This window comes from Phenylobacterium sp. (genome assembly GCF_030698145.1).
Classification (GTDB): Bacteria; Pseudomonadota; Alphaproteobacteria; order Caulobacterales; family Caulobacteraceae; genus Phenylobacterium.
In genome coordinates, this window is sequence record NZ_JAUYNW010000060.1 from 1 (window position 1) to 15,229 (window position 15,229).

12 protein-coding genes are annotated in these 15,229 nt (G+C 68.9%); 7 read left to right on the forward strand and 5 right to left on the reverse strand.

The features are described from left to right. Positions 1 to 256: 256 nt before the first annotated feature. Positions 257 to 1,051, reverse strand: a complete 795-nt coding sequence (locus Q8Q77_RS08585) for a 2-keto-4-pentenoate hydratase (protein ID WP_305583123.1) — start codon at positions 1,049 to 1,051, stop codon at positions 257 to 259. Positions 1,052 to 1,220: 169 nt separating this feature from the next. Between Q8Q77_RS08585 and Q8Q77_RS08590 the strand changes: the two genes are divergently transcribed. Next, positions 1,221 to 2,564: a polysaccharide lyase family 1 protein gene (locus Q8Q77_RS08590; protein WP_305583125.1), complete on the forward strand. Its 1,344-nt coding sequence runs from the start codon at positions 1,221 to 1,223 to the stop codon at positions 2,562 to 2,564. Here Q8Q77_RS08590 and Q8Q77_RS08595 read toward each other — a convergent pair. Both Q8Q77_RS08595 and Q8Q77_RS08600 read right to left on the reverse strand, forming a co-directional pair. Then, complete coding sequence (locus tag Q8Q77_RS08595) at positions 2,561 to 3,949, reverse strand: mannitol dehydrogenase family protein (RefSeq protein WP_305583127.1); 1,389 nt, start codon at positions 3,947 to 3,949, stop codon at positions 2,561 to 2,563. The two genes, Q8Q77_RS08590 and Q8Q77_RS08595, sit on opposite strands and share 4 nt — an antisense overlap. Further along, positions 3,946 to 5,427: a UxaA family hydrolase gene (locus tag Q8Q77_RS08600; RefSeq protein ID WP_305583129.1), complete on the reverse strand. Its 1,482-nt coding sequence runs from the start codon at positions 5,425 to 5,427 to the stop codon at positions 3,946 to 3,948. Before Q8Q77_RS08600 ends, Q8Q77_RS08595 begins: the two co-directional genes overlap by 4 nt. Positions 5,428 to 5,575: 148 nt before the next feature. Here Q8Q77_RS08600 and Q8Q77_RS08605 point away from each other — a divergent pair, with 148 nt between their 5' ends. After that, positions 5,576 to 6,598, forward strand: coding sequence for a LacI family DNA-binding transcriptional regulator (locus tag Q8Q77_RS08605; RefSeq protein WP_305583131.1), 1,023 nt, complete (start codon positions 5,576 to 5,578; stop codon positions 6,596 to 6,598). Positions 6,599 to 6,664: 66 nt separating this feature from the next. On the opposite strand, the gene Q8Q77_RS08610 is transcribed toward Q8Q77_RS08605, so the two are convergent. Then, entirely contained in the window at positions 6,665 to 6,835 is a 171-nt protein-coding gene (locus Q8Q77_RS08610; protein ID WP_305583133.1) for a hypothetical protein, read from the reverse strand. A gap of 367 nt (positions 6,836 to 7,202) precedes the next feature. On the opposite strand from Q8Q77_RS08610, the gene uxaC reads away from it, so the two are divergent. From uxaC to kduD, 3 genes are read left to right on the forward strand one after another with little or no spacing between them, the layout of a single operon-like run. Continuing rightward, the gene (uxaC, locus tag Q8Q77_RS08615; protein ID WP_305583203.1) at positions 7,203 to 8,651 is read left to right on the forward strand and encodes a glucuronate isomerase; all 1,449 of its coding nucleotides are present in this window, start codon (positions 7,203 to 7,205) and stop codon (positions 8,649 to 8,651) included. A 17-nt stretch (positions 8,652 to 8,668) separates the two neighbouring features. Then, entirely contained in the window at positions 8,669 to 9,514 is an 846-nt protein-coding gene (gene kduI / locus Q8Q77_RS08620; RefSeq protein ID WP_305583135.1) for a 5-dehydro-4-deoxy-D-glucuronate isomerase, read from the forward strand. Between the two features lie 7 nt (positions 9,515 to 9,521). Further along, positions 9,522 to 10,283 (forward strand): 2-dehydro-3-deoxy-D-gluconate 5-dehydrogenase KduD, encoded by a 762-nt coding sequence (gene kduD, locus Q8Q77_RS08625; RefSeq protein ID WP_305583137.1) that lies wholly within the window; start codon positions 9,522 to 9,524, stop codon positions 10,281 to 10,283. A 170-nt stretch (positions 10,284 to 10,453) separates the two neighbouring features. Here kduD and Q8Q77_RS08630 read toward each other — a convergent pair whose 3' ends face one another. After that, the gene (locus tag Q8Q77_RS08630; protein WP_305583139.1) at positions 10,454 to 11,044 is read right to left on the reverse strand and encodes a chloramphenicol phosphotransferase CPT family protein; all 591 of its coding nucleotides are present in this window, start codon (positions 11,042 to 11,044) and stop codon (positions 10,454 to 10,456) included. Between the two features lie 210 nt (positions 11,045 to 11,254). On the opposite strand from Q8Q77_RS08630, the gene Q8Q77_RS08635 reads away from it, so the two are divergent. Together Q8Q77_RS08635 and Q8Q77_RS08640 are read left to right on the forward strand one after the other, a co-directional pair. Further along, positions 11,255 to 14,095 (forward strand): TonB-dependent receptor, encoded by a 2,841-nt coding sequence (locus Q8Q77_RS08635; protein ID WP_305583141.1) that lies wholly within the window; start codon positions 11,255 to 11,257, stop codon positions 14,093 to 14,095. Between the two features lie 78 nt (positions 14,096 to 14,173). Further along, positions 14,174 to 15,196: a sugar kinase gene (locus Q8Q77_RS08640; RefSeq protein ID WP_305583143.1), complete on the forward strand. Its 1,023-nt coding sequence runs from the start codon at positions 14,174 to 14,176 to the stop codon at positions 15,194 to 15,196. Positions 15,197 to 15,229: the final 33 nt, after the last annotated feature.

The following is a 15,229-nucleotide window of genomic DNA, read 5'->3' on the forward strand; positions in this document are numbered from 1 at the left end:
GGCGTAGTCGGTCTCGCTCCAGCCCATCTCGTCGGACATGAAGGGCTTCAGCACGCCCAGCATCTGGCGGTCGACATAGTTGATGACCACGGCCGTGAAGAGCAGGCCGCAGATCACCCACCGGCGGCGGGTCATCTTGCCGCCCTCGAAGGCGGTGGTTTCAGCGGTGGTCATGGCTTGCGCCCCTAATGCGTTTCGACCCACGGCGACATCGTTCTTGCAGCCCCGCGCCGTCGCCGCGCGCGGGGCCTTGATCTCAGCCCTCGACGGGCGCCGCGCGATAGGCCCGGCAGGCGATCTCGCCGAAGCCGGCGAAGCGCACCGCGCCCTCCTGGCCCGCGACGATGTCATGGATGCCGGCGGCCGCGCCGGTGCAGATGTACATGCCCTTGCGCAGCGGACGGCCTCGCGCGGCGACGTTCTGCGCCAGCAGGCGCAGGGATTGGACCGGTCCGCCCGGCAGGACGAAGGCGCCGCCTTGGCCCACCACCTCGCCGGCGATCACCGTCTCGCAGCGCAGCTTCTCCAGCGGGATGGTCCGCCAGTTCGCGATGGCCTCGCCGACCATCAGGCCGGCGTTGTTGCCGAAGTCGGAGACCACCGCCGTTGGCCCCAGGATGTTGATGCTGGCGAGCGGGCTGCCGGCCGGCTCCATGCCGATATGCATGGCGCCGATCAGTTCGGCGGCCTCCTCGGCGGTCCAGGTCAGCTTGTCGTCGGGGGCGTCGTGGGCCAGGCGCAGGACATATTCGGCCTCGACGGCGGCGAAACCGCCGTCGAACACCGGGAATGGGGTCACGTCGCCGGGCTTCACGCGCCACAGCGCCTTGGAGAACACCGGGCCGAAGATGCGGTTGGCCTTCAGCCGCGGCTCATGCTCGGGCGGCACCCGGCCCACCTTCCAGCCGACGACCTGGTCGGGCCAGAGGTCGAGGGCCGCATCCTGGACGAGGTAACCGGTGGCGAGATCGGTCGGCAGGGGGCCCGGAAACTCAGACAGGGCGCTCGCGGCCTGGCGCGCGCGGACAAACCGCTGCGCGACAGAAGCCACGGGATAGCCTTCGGCCGATTCCGCCGCGGGGACGCTCACGCGCAAATGCCCTCCCAAGAATCCGCCTCCAACGGCGGTGTTGTCTCTAAAGGAAACCGGTGTCATTTTCAAATCAAGCCCAAATCGGCACGATTTTGCTAATGACCGCTTCGGGCGTGGGAGTGAGACGATGATCAGGATATTGGGCTTGGCCGTGGTGGCGGTGCTTTGCCTGGGCTTGCCGGGCGCGGCGGCGCAATCGCCGGCCAAGGCCTTCGCCCCCGCCTTTCCTGGGGCGCTGGGCTGGGCGGCGGCCACGCCGGGCGGCCGGGGCGGCCAGATTCTGCGGGTGACCACGCTCGCCGCCGAGGGGCCGGGTTCGTTCCGGGAGGCGGTCGAGGCCAAGGGTCCGCGAATCGTCGTCTTCGAGGTGGGCGGGGTGATCGACCTCGGGGTGAAGACCCTGACCATCCGCGAGCCGTTCCTGACCATCGCGGGCCAGACCGCGCCCTCGCCGGGGGTGACCCTGATCCGCGGCGGCCTCGACATCGCCACCCACGACGTGGTGGTCCAGCACCTTCGCGTGCGTCCCGGCGAGGCGGGGCAGGCGAAGAAGAGCGGCAAGGACTTCGACTCGATCTCCACCCAGGGCGTGTCGTTCAATATCCTGATCGACCACAACAGCCTGACCTGGGGCACCGACGAGAACCTGTCGGCCTCCGGCCCGCGTTTCGTCGGCAAGACTCCTGACGAGTGGCGGGCGGGCACCAGCCGCGCCATCACCTTCTCGAACAACATCATCGCCGAGAGCCTGGGCTATTCGACCCACGCCAAGATCGAGCACTCCAAGGGCTCGCTGATCCACGACAACGTCACCGACATCCTGATCGTCGGGAACCTGTACGCCCACAATTATGAGCGCAATCCGCTGTTCAAGGGCGGGGCGCGGGGCGTGATCGCCAACAACCTGATCTTCAATCCAGGCCAGCGGGCGATCCACTACAACCTGATGGCCGCGGAGTGGGGCGACGCCGAATGGCAGGTCGGCCAGGTGGTGGCGGTGGGCAACGTCCTGCGCGGGGGCCTGGACACCCCGGCGGGGTTGCCGTTCTTCCAGCTGGGCGGCTATGGCGACGTGCGGTTCTACGGCAAGGACAACATCGCCGTGGACCGGTTCGGGGTCCCCCTGCCGATGTTCGGCCGCTACACCACCGCCCCGGCCAAGATTATCCAGGTGAAGAAGCCGCCGCTCTGGCCGGCCGGGTTCACGCCCATGGCGGCCGTGGACGTCCAGCAGTCGGTCCTGGCCAAGGTGGGCGCCAGGCCCTGGGACCGCGACGGCGACGACGTGCGCCTGCTGGCCGACGTGGCCGAGGGGCGCGGCGAGATTGTCGACTCGGAACTGGAGCTTCAGGGCTATCCGAATCCGAAAGAGACGCGGCGGCCGTTCGTCCCGGCCGACTGGAACCTGGACGATATGACGCCCAAGCGGCCGGAGGTGCTGGACGCCGGGGCGAAGGCGCGGGGAACCTAGGCGGGTAGGGCGCCGTAGGCGGTCCGGACCGCCGCCTGCCACCGAGCGTCCGCCGCGAGCGTCCGCGGAAACACCTCGCCCAGATCGAGGAATGCGTCGAGGCCGCGCAAGCCTGACAGCTTGCCGGCCAAGGGATCGACGATCTCGACGCCCTCCCGGGCTCGTCGCTCCACAAAGCGCATCCAGGCGGCGATCGGGACGGCGAGCCGGTCCACGGGCCGCCCGGCGGCCAGGGCCTCGGCCGTGGTCTCCAGGATGCGGAAGGGCAGTTTCTGCGAGCCGTCCCAGGCGATCTGGCTGAGCGTGTGGACGATGGCCGGATTGCGGAACCGCTTCAGGATCCCGGCGATGTAGTCGCCCGCTTCGAGATCGAGAGTGAGGGCGATGTCCTGGCGCATCATGGCTTCGACGAAGGCCGCGAGCTCGAGGTCGGCCATGGCTTGGGAGACGGTCTCATAGCCCTTCAACATGCCAGCATAGGCCAGCGTTGAGTGGGCCCCGTTCAGCAGCCGCAGCTTGGCGCGTTCGAAGGCCGCGACATCAGGCGCGATGGTGGCGCCGGCCTGCGCCAGCACGTCGGCGGGCGAACCGGCCTCGATCACCCACTGGACGAAGCCCTCGCGCTGGACCGGCCAGGCGTCGGTCAGGCCGACGGCCCGCGCCACCTCGGCGCGCAGGGCGTCGTCGGTGGCCGGGGTGATGGAGTCGACCATGGTCGAGCGGAAGGCGGTCTCGCCCGCGATCCAGGCGGCCAGGTCGGCTTCGCCCAGGGCGGCGGCGAACTGCAGGACGGCCCGGCGCAGGCGTCCGCCGTTGTCGGAGAGGTTGTCGCACGGCAGCACCGTGAGCGGCGCAAGGCCCGCGGCGCGGCGCCGGGCCAGGCCCTCGGTCAGCCAGCCGATGAAGCTGGCTGGGACCTCCGGCCGTGTCAGGTCGTGGGCGATGTCCGGGTGGGCCGTGTCGAGGTCGCCGTCCGGGGTGAGGCAATAGCCCTTCTCGGTGACCGTGGAGGTCACCAACCACACCTGCGGCGAGGTCAGGCGCGCGAACACCGCCGCCGGCGCCTGGGTGGCGGTCAGCACCTCGCGGATCGAGCCGATCACCCGGAAACTGGAGTCCGCCTCGCGTTCGGCCAGCACATAGAGCCCGTCCTGCGGGGCCAGGGCCTCGCGCAGGCCGGGGCTCCGCAGCGAGACGGCGCAGACGGCGAAGTCGGGGCGCGTCCGCAGCATTTCGTCGAAATACCAGGCCTGGTGGGCGCGATGGAAGGCGCCTGGACCGAAATGGACCACGCCGATCTTGGTCGCGTGGCGCTCATAGGCGGGCAGGGCGGTTCCCGGCCGGGCCAGGTCCAGCCGGGCGGGGGTCAGGCGCGGCGGGCTCAAAGGGTGACGCCGCGCTTCCACAGCGCGATCTCGCGTTCGCCGTTCTCCTCGGACCGGGTGGCCCGGCCCGAAGCGGTGGCCAGCACCAGCGCCATCAGCGCCTCGGCGGCCTGGTCCAGGGGTTGGCCCGCGGCGATGCGGCCGGCGTCGAAGTCGATCCAGCGCGGCTTGCGTTGGGCCAGGCCGCAATTGGTGGCGATCTTCAGGGTCGGCGCCGGGAAACCCAGCGGCGTCCCCCGTCCGGTGGTGAACAGGATCACCGTCGCCCCGGCGGCCGTGAGCGCTGTGGACGACACGGCGTCATTCCCGGGGGCTTCCAGCAGGACCACGCCCGGCCGGTCGGTGCGTTGGCCATAGCGCAGCACCTGGGTCACGGTCCCGCGCCCGGCCTTCTGCACCGCCCCCAGGGACTTCTCCTCCAGGGTGGTGACCCCGCCCTCGATATTGCCGGGGGAAGGGTTCTCCGAGATCGGCTCGCCATGGGCCAGGAAGTAGGACTTGAAGTCGTTGACCACCTCGACCACTGCGTCGAACACGGTCTCGTCCCGGGCGCGAGCCATCAGCAGGTGCTCGGCGCCGAAGATCTCCGGAATCTCGGTGAGGACGGCGGTCCCGCCGGCGCCGGTCACAGCATCTGCGACGCGGCCCACCAGCGGATTGGCGGTGAGGCCGGAAAATCCGTCGGACCCGCCGCATTTCAGGCCGATCACCAGGTCGGAGACGAGGCAGGGGACCCGCTTGTCATGTTCGGCGATCTGGACCAGGGCCTCGACGGCGTCCAGGCCGGCCTCGACCTCATCCTCGGTCATCTGGGCGGCGAAGGCGCGCAGGCGCGCGGGGTCGACGCCCTCCAGGCTGGCCAGCAAGGGCGCGAGCTGGTTGCTCTCGCAGCCCAGGCCGATGATCAGCACGCCCCCGGCGTTGGGGTGGCGCGCCAGGGCCGCGATCATCCCCCGCGTCGCGGCGAGGTCGTCGCCGAGTTGGGAGCATCCGAACGGGTGGGTCAGGGCCACGACCCCCTCCACCCGGCCCGCGAACCGGCGGTTGGCCGCCTCGGCGATCTTCTGGGCCGTGCGCGCCACGCAGCCGACGGTGCAGAGCACCCAGATCTCGTTGCGCGTGCCCACCCGCCCGTCGGCGCGGCGATAGCCGTCGAAGGTTTCCCCGCCGCCGGCGGGCAGGGGCTCCGGGGCGCTGGGGGCGAAGCTGTAGGCCTCGAGCCCGGAGAGGGCGGTGGCCAGGTTGTGGCTGTGGACATGGTCGCCGGGGGCGATGTCGGCGCTCGCCCGGCCAATCGGCCAGCCGTATTTCAGCACCGGATCGCCGGCCGCCACCGCGTTCAGCGCGATCTTGTGGCCCGCGGGGATGGCGGTGCGTGCCGTGACGCCGCCCGCGGAGTCGCCCGCCGCCAGGGCCACGAGGGCCGTGGCCACGTCGTCGCGGGGGTCGATGCGCAGGATTGAGGCGGCGTCTGTCATGGCGACGAAATTGATACCGGTGTCATGTCTAGTGCAAGCCTCACTTGTTGCGGCCACGGGGCGCAGGCTATGAACATCACATAGGACACGGCGGAAGAAGAAACCGGTGGCGGCGCGCGAAGCAGGGACGAAACCCAGGTCGGCCGGGATGGAGGGTTCCTCCCGCCGCCCGACGATCAATGACGTGGCCCGGATGGCCGGGGTCTCCAAGAAGACCGTCTCACGGGTCATCAACGAGAGTCCCTTCGTCAAGGAAGACACCCGCAAGGCGGTGCAGTCGATCATCCGCGAGACCGGCTACGCCCCCGATCCGCAGGCGCGGGGCCTGGCGTTCCGCCGCTCGTTCCTGGTCGGGCTGATTTACGACAATCCCAATCCCCAGCACACGGTCAGCCACCAGCAGGGCCTGCTGGACGCCATGGCCGGGTCCGGCTTCGAGCTGGTCGTGCGCCCTGTGGACCGGACCAGCCCGCGGCTGCTGGACGAGATGCGGGTATTCATCGAGCGCCAGAAGTTGTTCGGCGTGGTGCTGCCCTCGCCGGTCTCCGAGGATGAGCGGCTGGCGGCCCTGCTGCAGGACCTGGATGTGCGCTATGTGCGCATCGGCTCCGTCGCCCTGGACGAGCCCGGTCGCATGCTGGTCAGCCACGACGGCAAGGGCGCGGCCGAGGCGGCCCGCCACCTGGCCGACCTGGGCCATACCCGCATCGCCCTGATCACCGGCCCGGCCAGCTTCCGGTCGTCCGTGGAGCGCCGCAAGGGCTTCGAGGCGGGCCTGGCCGAGCGCGGCCTCAACCTGGACCCCGCCCTGATCAAGGTGGGCGCCTATACCTACGAGTCCGGGGTCAACGAGGCCCAGGACCTGTTCGCCCTGGAAGCCCGGCCGACGGCGGTGTTCTGCCTGAACGACGAGATGGCCACCGGGGTCTACACCGCCGCCCGCGAGCGGGGCCTGCGCATCCCCGAGGACGTGTCGGTGGTGGGCTTCGACGACAGCCCGATCGCCCGGCGGCTGTGGCCGCCCATGACCTCGGTGCGCCTGCCCCTGCGCGACATGGGCCGGATCGCCGGCGAGATGCTGGTGCCCAACCCGCTGCGCGACAAGCCCAAGGTCCAGCCCGACATCCAGCCCGAGCTGATCATCCGCACCTCCACCGCCAAGGCGGGGTAGCGCTCAGCCGACGGCTTAGCGCGAGCCAGCGGGCCGGTAGTGGGCCAGGGCACGCCGAGGTGGCCCTCAGTCACCGGCAGAGTCTCCGGTCGCGAACTCGTCGCCGAGCCGATAGGCCATCTCCGACGCCGGCCGTGCACCGCGAGTAGACTGGACATGGACCAGCGCTGCTCGGGCGATCATGTAGGCCATTCGGCTGCCATCATTGCCTTCAGCGCCGTCGATGGCGGACAGCACCAGCTCGGTCGCCCTGGCATATTGGGACGGTAGGGTCATAGGCCCAGGTTGCACCCATTCGACGTGGCCTTGCACTGCGGCGCATAGGCTGTTCGCCGTCCACTAACAGGAAAGGCCACAGCCTGTGGACAAGCACGGCTCTTTGTTGAAGTTCGGCTTTTAGTAAAGCGCCCACAGAACGCTCCACACGCTCCACACGCTCCCCTGCCACGACAAGATCGGTCATACCCCTGGCAAGGCGCACCGCAGCTTCCACTCTGACCGAGTGCGTGCAGGCGAAAGTTCATTGCCCGCACCAATGACACCGGTTACCTTACGCGCAATCGAGCGTCAGGCTCGCGATCCGGAAACGCCGAAGAGGCCCATGATGGCCAAGCCCTTGCAGCTGAACGACGATCGGCTGTTGCCGGTCGAGCCCACGACGCGGGCGATCGCGCGCGAGCTGTACGCCCAGGTGCGCGGCCTTCCGATCATCAGCCCGCACGGCCATACGGACCCCGTCTGGTTCTCCGAGAACGCGGCCTTTCCGAACGCCACCGAACTGCTGCTGGCGCCGGACCACTACCTCTATCGGATGCTCTATTCGCAGGGGATCGCGCTGGAGAGCCTGGGTGTGCCCGACCGTTCGGGGATGAGCAGCGCCGACCCGCGCGCCGCCTGGCGGATCTTCGCGGCCAACCAGCATCTGTTCCGCGGCACGCCCTCGGCCATGTGGCTGGGCCACGTGTTCGCCGAGGTCTTCGGCTTCGAGGTTCGCCTGGAGCCCGAGACGGCCGACCTCTATTTCGACGCCATCGACGAGAAGCTGGCGACGCCGGCGTTCCGGCCCCGCGCCCTGTTCGACCGCTTCAACATCGAGGCCCTGGCCACCACCGAAAGCCCGTCCGACAGCCTCAAGCATCACCTGGCGATCCGCGACTCCGGCTGGGGCGGGCAGGTGATCACCGCCTATCGGCCCGACCCGGTGATCGACGTCGAGCATGAGCAGTTCGGCCATGCCATGGAGCGGTTCGCCGAGCTGTCGGGGGAGGACGTCTATTCCTGGCGCGGCTATCTGGAGGCCCACCGCGTCCGCCGCGCGGCCTTCAAGGACGCGGGCGCGACCTCCACCGATCACGGCCACCCGACCGCAGCCACCGCCGACCTGTCGCCCGCCGACGCCCAGGCCCTGTTCGAGGTCATCGTCGCGGGCCGGGCCAGTCCCGCCCAGGCCGAGCTGTTCCGCGCCCAGATGCTGACCGAGATGGCGGCCATGAGCCTGGACGACGGCCTGGTCATGCAGATCCACCCGGGTTCGTTCCGCAACCACAACGCCGGGATCTTCGCGGGCTTCGGCCGCGACAGGGGCGCCGACATCCCGACCTCGACCGACTATGTCCGGGCGCTGAAGCCGCTGCTGGACCGGTTCGGCAACGCGGCGGGCCTTTCGGTCATCCTCTTCACCCTGGACGAGACCGCCTATGCCCGCGAGCTCGCGCCCCTGGCCGGCCATTATCCGATCCTGAAGCTGGGCCCGGCCTGGTGGTTCCACGACAGCCCCGAGGGCATGCGCCGGTTCCGCGAGCAGACCACGGAGACGGCGGGCTTCTACAACACCGTCGGCTTCAACGACGACACCCGCGCCTTCCTCTCGATCCCGGCCCGCCATGACGTCGCCCGGCGGATCGACTGCGGCTTCCTGGCCAAGCTGGTGGCGGAGCATCGGCTGGACGGGGACGAAGCCCATGAGCTGGCCATCGACCTGGCCTACAACCTTCCCAAGCGGGCCTACCGGCTGGATCGCCAGCCCGCCGCCCCCATGGCGCTGAGCGCCTGAGACCCAAGGACCTGATCATGTTCAAGAAAACCTACCACGCGACCCATCCGGACATGATGAGGGGCGCCGACAACGAGGCCCTGCGTGACCGCTATCTGGTGCAGGACATGTTCGCCGCCGACACGGTCAGCCTGAACTACAGCCACAACGAACGCTTCGTGATCGGCGGCGCGGCGCCGGTCTCCAAGGCGGTGAGGCTGCCCGACCAGACCGAACCGGCCAGCGCCGCGGGCCATCCGTTCCTGGAGCGCCGGGAGTTGGGCGTGGTCAATGTGGGCGGGGCGGGCAAGATCACCGTCGACGGCCAGGCCTTCGACATGGCCCCGCGCGACGGCCTCTATGTGCCGATGGGCTCCAAGGACGTGATCTTCGAGAGCGCCGATCCGGCCGCGCCCGCCAAGTTCTACCTGGCCTCGACCCCGGCCCATAAGGTCTGCCCGATCACCAAGATCGCCATCTCCCAGGCCAATCCCCTGGAGCGCGGCACGCCCGAGCAGTCCAACGAACGGACCATCTTCCAGTATTTCATCCCGGGGGTCTGCGAGACCGCGCAACTGCTGCTGGGGGTGACGTTCCTCAAGCCCGGCAGCGTGTGGAACACCATGCCGCCGCACCTGCACGACCGCCGCTCGGAGATCTATTTCTACTTCGACCTGGAGGGGGACAATAAGGTCTTCCACTTCATGGGCGAGCCCGAGGCCATGCGCCATATCGTGGTCGGCGCCGACGAGGCGGTGATCAGTCCGCCCTGGTCGATCCACATGGGTGCGGGGACCTCCAACTATGGGTTCATCTGGGCCATGGGCGGGGAGAACCTCGACTATACCGACATGCACGTCCTCGACATCTGCCAGTTGAAGTAGGCGATCCATGTCGTTGCAAATGTTCGATCTTTCCGGCAAGACCGCCGTCGTCACCGGGGCCAACACCGGCCTGGGCCAGGCGATCGCCGAGGCCCTGGCCGGCGCGGGCGCGGATATCGTCGCGGTGGGCCGCACGCCGCCGGTGGACACCCGCTTCGCGGTCGAGGCCAAGGGACGGCGCTTCCACGACATCACCGCTGACCTCTCCACGATGGAGCCGATCGGACGCATCGTGGCCGAGACCGTCGAGCACTTCGGCGGGGTCGACATCCTGGTGAACAACGCTGGGATCATCCGGCGCAACGACGCGCTCGAGTTCACCGAGGACGACTGGGACTCGGTGATGGACGTCAACCTCAAGACCACCTTCTTCCTGACCCAGGCGGTCGGGCGGCGGATGGTCGAGCAGGGGCGGGGCGGCAAGATCGTCAACGTCGCCTCGATGCTGTCCTTCCAGGGCGGGATCCGGGTGGCGTCCTACACCGCCAGCAAGAGCGGCATGGCCGGGATCACCAAGCTGCTGGCCAATGAGTGGGCGGCCAAGGGGATCAATGTGAACGCCATCGCGCCCGGCTACTTCGCCACCAACAACACCGAGGCCCTGCGCGCCGACGAGGGCCGCAGCCGCGATATCCTGGCCCGCATCCCGGCGGGTCGCTGGGGCCGGCCGGAAGACCTGGGGGGGGCGGCGGTGTTCCTGTCGTCCAGCGCGGCCGACTACATGCACGGGGCCATCGTCCCAGTCGACGGCGGCTGGCTGGCCCGCTAGCCCCGTAATCGGCATGGGCCATCCAAGATGCTCCCCTTCTGGGGAAGCTGGCGCCGAAGGCGACTGAGGGGGACTTTGACTCTTCCTGCCGTGGATGAATCCCCCTCCGTCTCGTCGCGAAGAAACGACGATCCACCTCCCCCAAACCGCGCTGCGCGCTGGGGGAGGATCTAGGAGCCGCGCAGTCGTTCGAAGGCCGTTGGGCCGCTTCGGGCCGCGAACGCCGCCACGATCTGGTCGGCGCAGGCGCCGGGTATGGTGTTCGTCGTGTCGACGGTGAAGTCGTAGTCGCCGTGCGCATGGACCAGGCCGACCTGGCTGCGCGCCTGGCCCGGTTGGCGGTCGCCGCGGGTGATTTCGCGCCGCTCGGCCTCGGCGAGATCGCAGTGGACGCCGACAAAGAACACCTCGCGCCCCCGGGTCGCCTCCAGCCAGTCCGTCAGCAGCCACGGCTCGAACAGCACATCGTCGACGAGCACCGAGAGACCGCAGTCGGCGAGGGCCGCCACTGATCTGTGGAAGGCCCTGACCATGGCCTGGGCGCCGGGGCCGAGGTGGAGAGGCGTCGTCCCGTCGGGTTCGTGCGTGAAATGGGTCCCGTGCGGGGTGTTGTGCCAGCTCGGCGGCATCAGCCCGAAGACGAAGGCGTCGAGACTCATGACGACCGGCTGAGGCTGCAGGCGCTTCTGCAGCGAGCGGGCGAGGGCGCTCTTCCCGGCGCTGGAGGATCCGTTCAACAGGATGATCGCCGGGTTCGTCACACGCTAAGCTTAGCAGCGGGGGACCGGGGTTCAACGGCCGGTCGGCAAGCGGTATTGCGGGTGTGACCATTTCGTGGCTATGCTAAGATGATACCGGTGTCAGAAGCTATATTGAGCAATGACACCGGTGTCAGAAATGTTGGGACTGGGATACGTCGATCCGACATGCTGCAAGGCGGCGAGGTCGGCGGTCCTGCGAGGGAGGATGCCATGGGTCGGACTTGGACGATGTCGCGTGCGTTGATGGCCGGCGCTTCGCTGGCGGCGTTGAGCCTCGCCCTGGCGGGGCCAGCAGCGGCTCAGGACGCCCCGTCCGAGGTCGATGAGGTGGTGGTCACCGGGTTTCGGGGCAGCCTGCAGCAGGCGCTGAACATCAAGCGCGACTCCTCGGTCGCCGCCGACACGATCCTGGCCGAGGACATCGGCAAGTTCCCCGACCTGAACCTGTCGGAATCCATCCAGCGGATCTCGGGCGTGGCCCTGGCGCGCGACGCCGGGGAGGGGCGTCAGATCACCGTGCGGGGCCTGAGCCCGCAGTTCACTCGTGTGCGCATCAACGGCATGGAGGCGCTGACCACCGCCGGCGGCACCGATGCCTCGGGCGGCACCAACCGCGGCCGCAGCTTTGACTTCAACATCTTCGCCTCGGACCTGTTCAATTCGATCACCGTCCAGAAGACCGCCGCGGCCCAGACCGAGGAGGGCTCGCTGGGCGCCACGGTCGACCTGCGCACCGCCCGGCCCCTGGACTACAACGGCTTCAAGTTCGCCGCCTCCGGCCAGGCCAGCTACAACACCTTGTCGGAACAGACCTCGCCACGCATGGCGGCGATGATCTCCAACACCTGGGCCGACGACACCTTCGGCGCGCTGCTGTCGGTGGCCTACAGCAAGCGCACCTTGCTGGACGTCGGAACCTCGACCGTCCGATGGGCGACGGGGACCGTCGTCTCGCCGGGCTTCGACGCCCTGCCGAACGCCGCTGGGCTACCGGCCACGGTCAATCCGGCGGCCGCGGCGGTGAACGCCGCCTACCATCCCCGCATCCCGCGCTATGACCGCTACGACCAGGAGCAGGAGCGCCTGGGCGCGACCTTCGCCCTGCAGTGGAAGCCCAGCGACCGCACCGAGCTCACCTTCGACCTGCTCTACGCCAAGCTGGACGGCAATCGCGAAGAGCAGTTCCTGGAAGTGCCCTCGTTCAGCGTCAACGCCGCCTGCACCGCGGCCAATGTGGCGACGAGCTGCGGCATCGCCGACACCAACGTCACGGCCTCGACGATCGACGCCAACAACACCCTGGTGGCCGCGACCTTCAACGACGTCGATCTGCGGGTCGAGGATCGCTACGACGAGCTGACCACGACCTTCACCCAGTACTCACTCGACTTCACCCACGAGTTCTCCGACAGCCTGCGCATCCACGCCCTGGCCGGCAGTTCGAAGTCCGACCACGACAATCCGATCCAGACCACGATCATCTGGGACCAGTTCAACGTCGACGGCTACCGCTACGACTACAGCCAGGGCCGGGCGCCGCTGCTGACCTACGGCAACGCCAACCTGACCGACGCCAACACCTGGACCCTGACCCAGGTGCGCATGCGGCCCCAAACGGCCACCAACACCTACGACACCGTCCAGGCCGAGGTGGAGTTCGAGCCCAACGAGATCTTCAAGTTCTCGGCCGGGCTGAACTGGAAGAGCTACGACTTCGAGAGCACTGAGCTTCGCCGCTCCAACGGCACCAGCGCCAACCAGGAGACGGTGGTGCCCGCGGCGGTGGCGGCCATCGCTCGGGCGAGCTACGGCAAGACCGTCACCCTGCCCACCGATGGGCTGGACGCGCCCGCCGGCACGGTGACCAACTGGGTCTCGCCGAACTATTTCGCCGCGGCGACCGCCTTCAGCCTCAACGACCCGACCGCCTTCGGCGGCGCTTGGCGGCTGGGCTCCGAACCCGCGCTCGGCAACAACCGCGGGGTGTCGGAAGAGGACAAGGGCGGCTTCGTCCAGGTCGACTGGTCGACCGAGATCGCGGGCATGCCGTTCCGCGGCAATGTCGGGGTGCGCCACGTCCAGACCCAGCAGAGCGCCTCGGGCTTCACTTTCCTGTCGGGCGCGGCGGTGTCGGTCACGGTCGATCGCGCCTATGAGGACACCCTGCCGTCGCTGAACGCGGTGCTGGAGCCGATGGAGAACCTGCTGATCCGGTTCGGCGCGGCCCAGACCATGTCGCGGCCGGACCTGGGCAACCTGACGCCCGGCGCCACGGTCAGCGTCTCGGGCACCACCCGCACGGTCACCGCCGGCAACCCCAATCTCGATCCCTTCCGGGCCGACGCCTACGACCTGTCCTTTGAATGGTACTACCAGCCCGAAGCCCTGATCAGCGTCGCGGTCTTCCAGAAGAAGATCGACAGTTTCGTCCAGACCCTGGCGACCGGCATTCCCTTCACCGGCAATCCGTTCGGCATTCCCGACAGCGTCGCCGTGGCGGCCTGCGGCTCGACCCCGGGCTGCAGCCCCTCGGCCAACTGGCTGTTCTCGACCCCGCGCAACACCCCCGGCGGCGACCTGAAGGGCTACGAGATCAGCTTCCAGCAGCCGTTGACCTTCCTGCCCGGGCCGCTGTCGCACCTCGGGATCCTGGCCAACTACACCTACGTGAAGTCGTCCATCGACTACCTGAACGCCGCCGGCGCGGTGGTGGCGACCAACGACATCACGGGCCTGTCGCGCAAGGCCTACAACGCCACGCTCTACTACGAGGACGAGAAGGTGAGCGCCCGGGTCTCGGCCAGCTATCGCAGCCGCTACCTGACTCGCGTGCCCGGAGCCGAGGCCGGCACGACCTATGACGGTGTCAACGAGACGTTCAATGTCGACGCCTCGTTCACCTACACCTGGAACGACCATCTGAAGTTCACCTTCGAGGGCGTGAACCTCACCGACGAGTTTCAGGACCAGTTCAACGACCAGACCGACCGGCTCTCGTTCTATCACCACACCGGCCGCGAGTTCCTGGTCGGGGTCCGCTACACCTACTAGCCGCCTTCTCCCCAAGAAGAGCACTCTGTCGGCGCGCCGGGATGATTGGCGCGCCGCTTTTTCAAGGAGATCACCTGCGTGGGCCGCGTCGTCTGTTTCGGGGAAATCCTCATCCGGCTCACGGCGCCGGACGCCGAGCTGCTGCTGCAGTCGCCCAGCCTGAAGGTCTGCTTTGGCGGGGCGGAGACCAATGTGGCGGTGTCCCTGGCGAGGTTGGGTCATGAGGCGGCCATGCTCTCGGTGGCGCCCGACAATGCGCTGGGCCGGGCCGGGATCGACGAGCTGCGCCGCTACGGCGTCGACATCTCGCGCGTGATCGTGACGCCGGGCCGCCAGGGGCTCTATTTCCTGACGCCGGGCGCGGCGCAGCGGACCTCCCACGTGCTCTATGACCGGGCCGGGTCGGCGTTCGCTCTCGGCGCGAGCGGGCTGGACTGGGACACGGGGCTGGCTGGGGCGGAATGGCTGCACGTCTCCGGCGTCACCGCCGCCATCGGCCAGCAGACGGCGGAAGCCGCCATCGCCGCGGTGCGCGCCGCCCATCGGCTGGGCGTCAAGGTGTCGATGGATTGCAACTACCGGGCTAGCCTCTGGCAGGCCTGGAACGGCGACGCGCCGGCGATCCTGGCCGAGATGCTGAGCCACGCCGACCTGGTGTTCGGCGACCATCGCGACATCGCCCTGGTGCGGGGGGCGAGGCTCCCCGCCGCCCAGCCGGGCGAGAGCACCGGCGATCTGCGCCGACGCGCGGCCAGCGCGGCCTTCGAGGCCTTCCCGAAGCTGCAGCGGATGGCCTGCACCGACCGGGTGCAGCACACGGTCAATCATCACGACATCTCGGGCCTGGTCTTCACCCGCGAACGCACCTGGCGCACCGAAAGCCGGCCGCTGAACCCGATCATCGACCGGATCGGGGGCGGCGACGCCTTCGCCGCGGGGATCCTGCACGGCCTGCTCGCCGGGCTGGAGGAGGGGGCGGGGCTGGAGTTCGCCATCGCCGCCGCGGCCCTGAAGCACGCCACCCCCGGCGACTTCAACCTGGCCACTCGCGCCGAGGTCGAGGCCCTGGTGGCCAGCGACAGCCTGGACGTGCGGCGCTGATATGACAGAAGTTTAATCCGCCGCCCCGCGCCA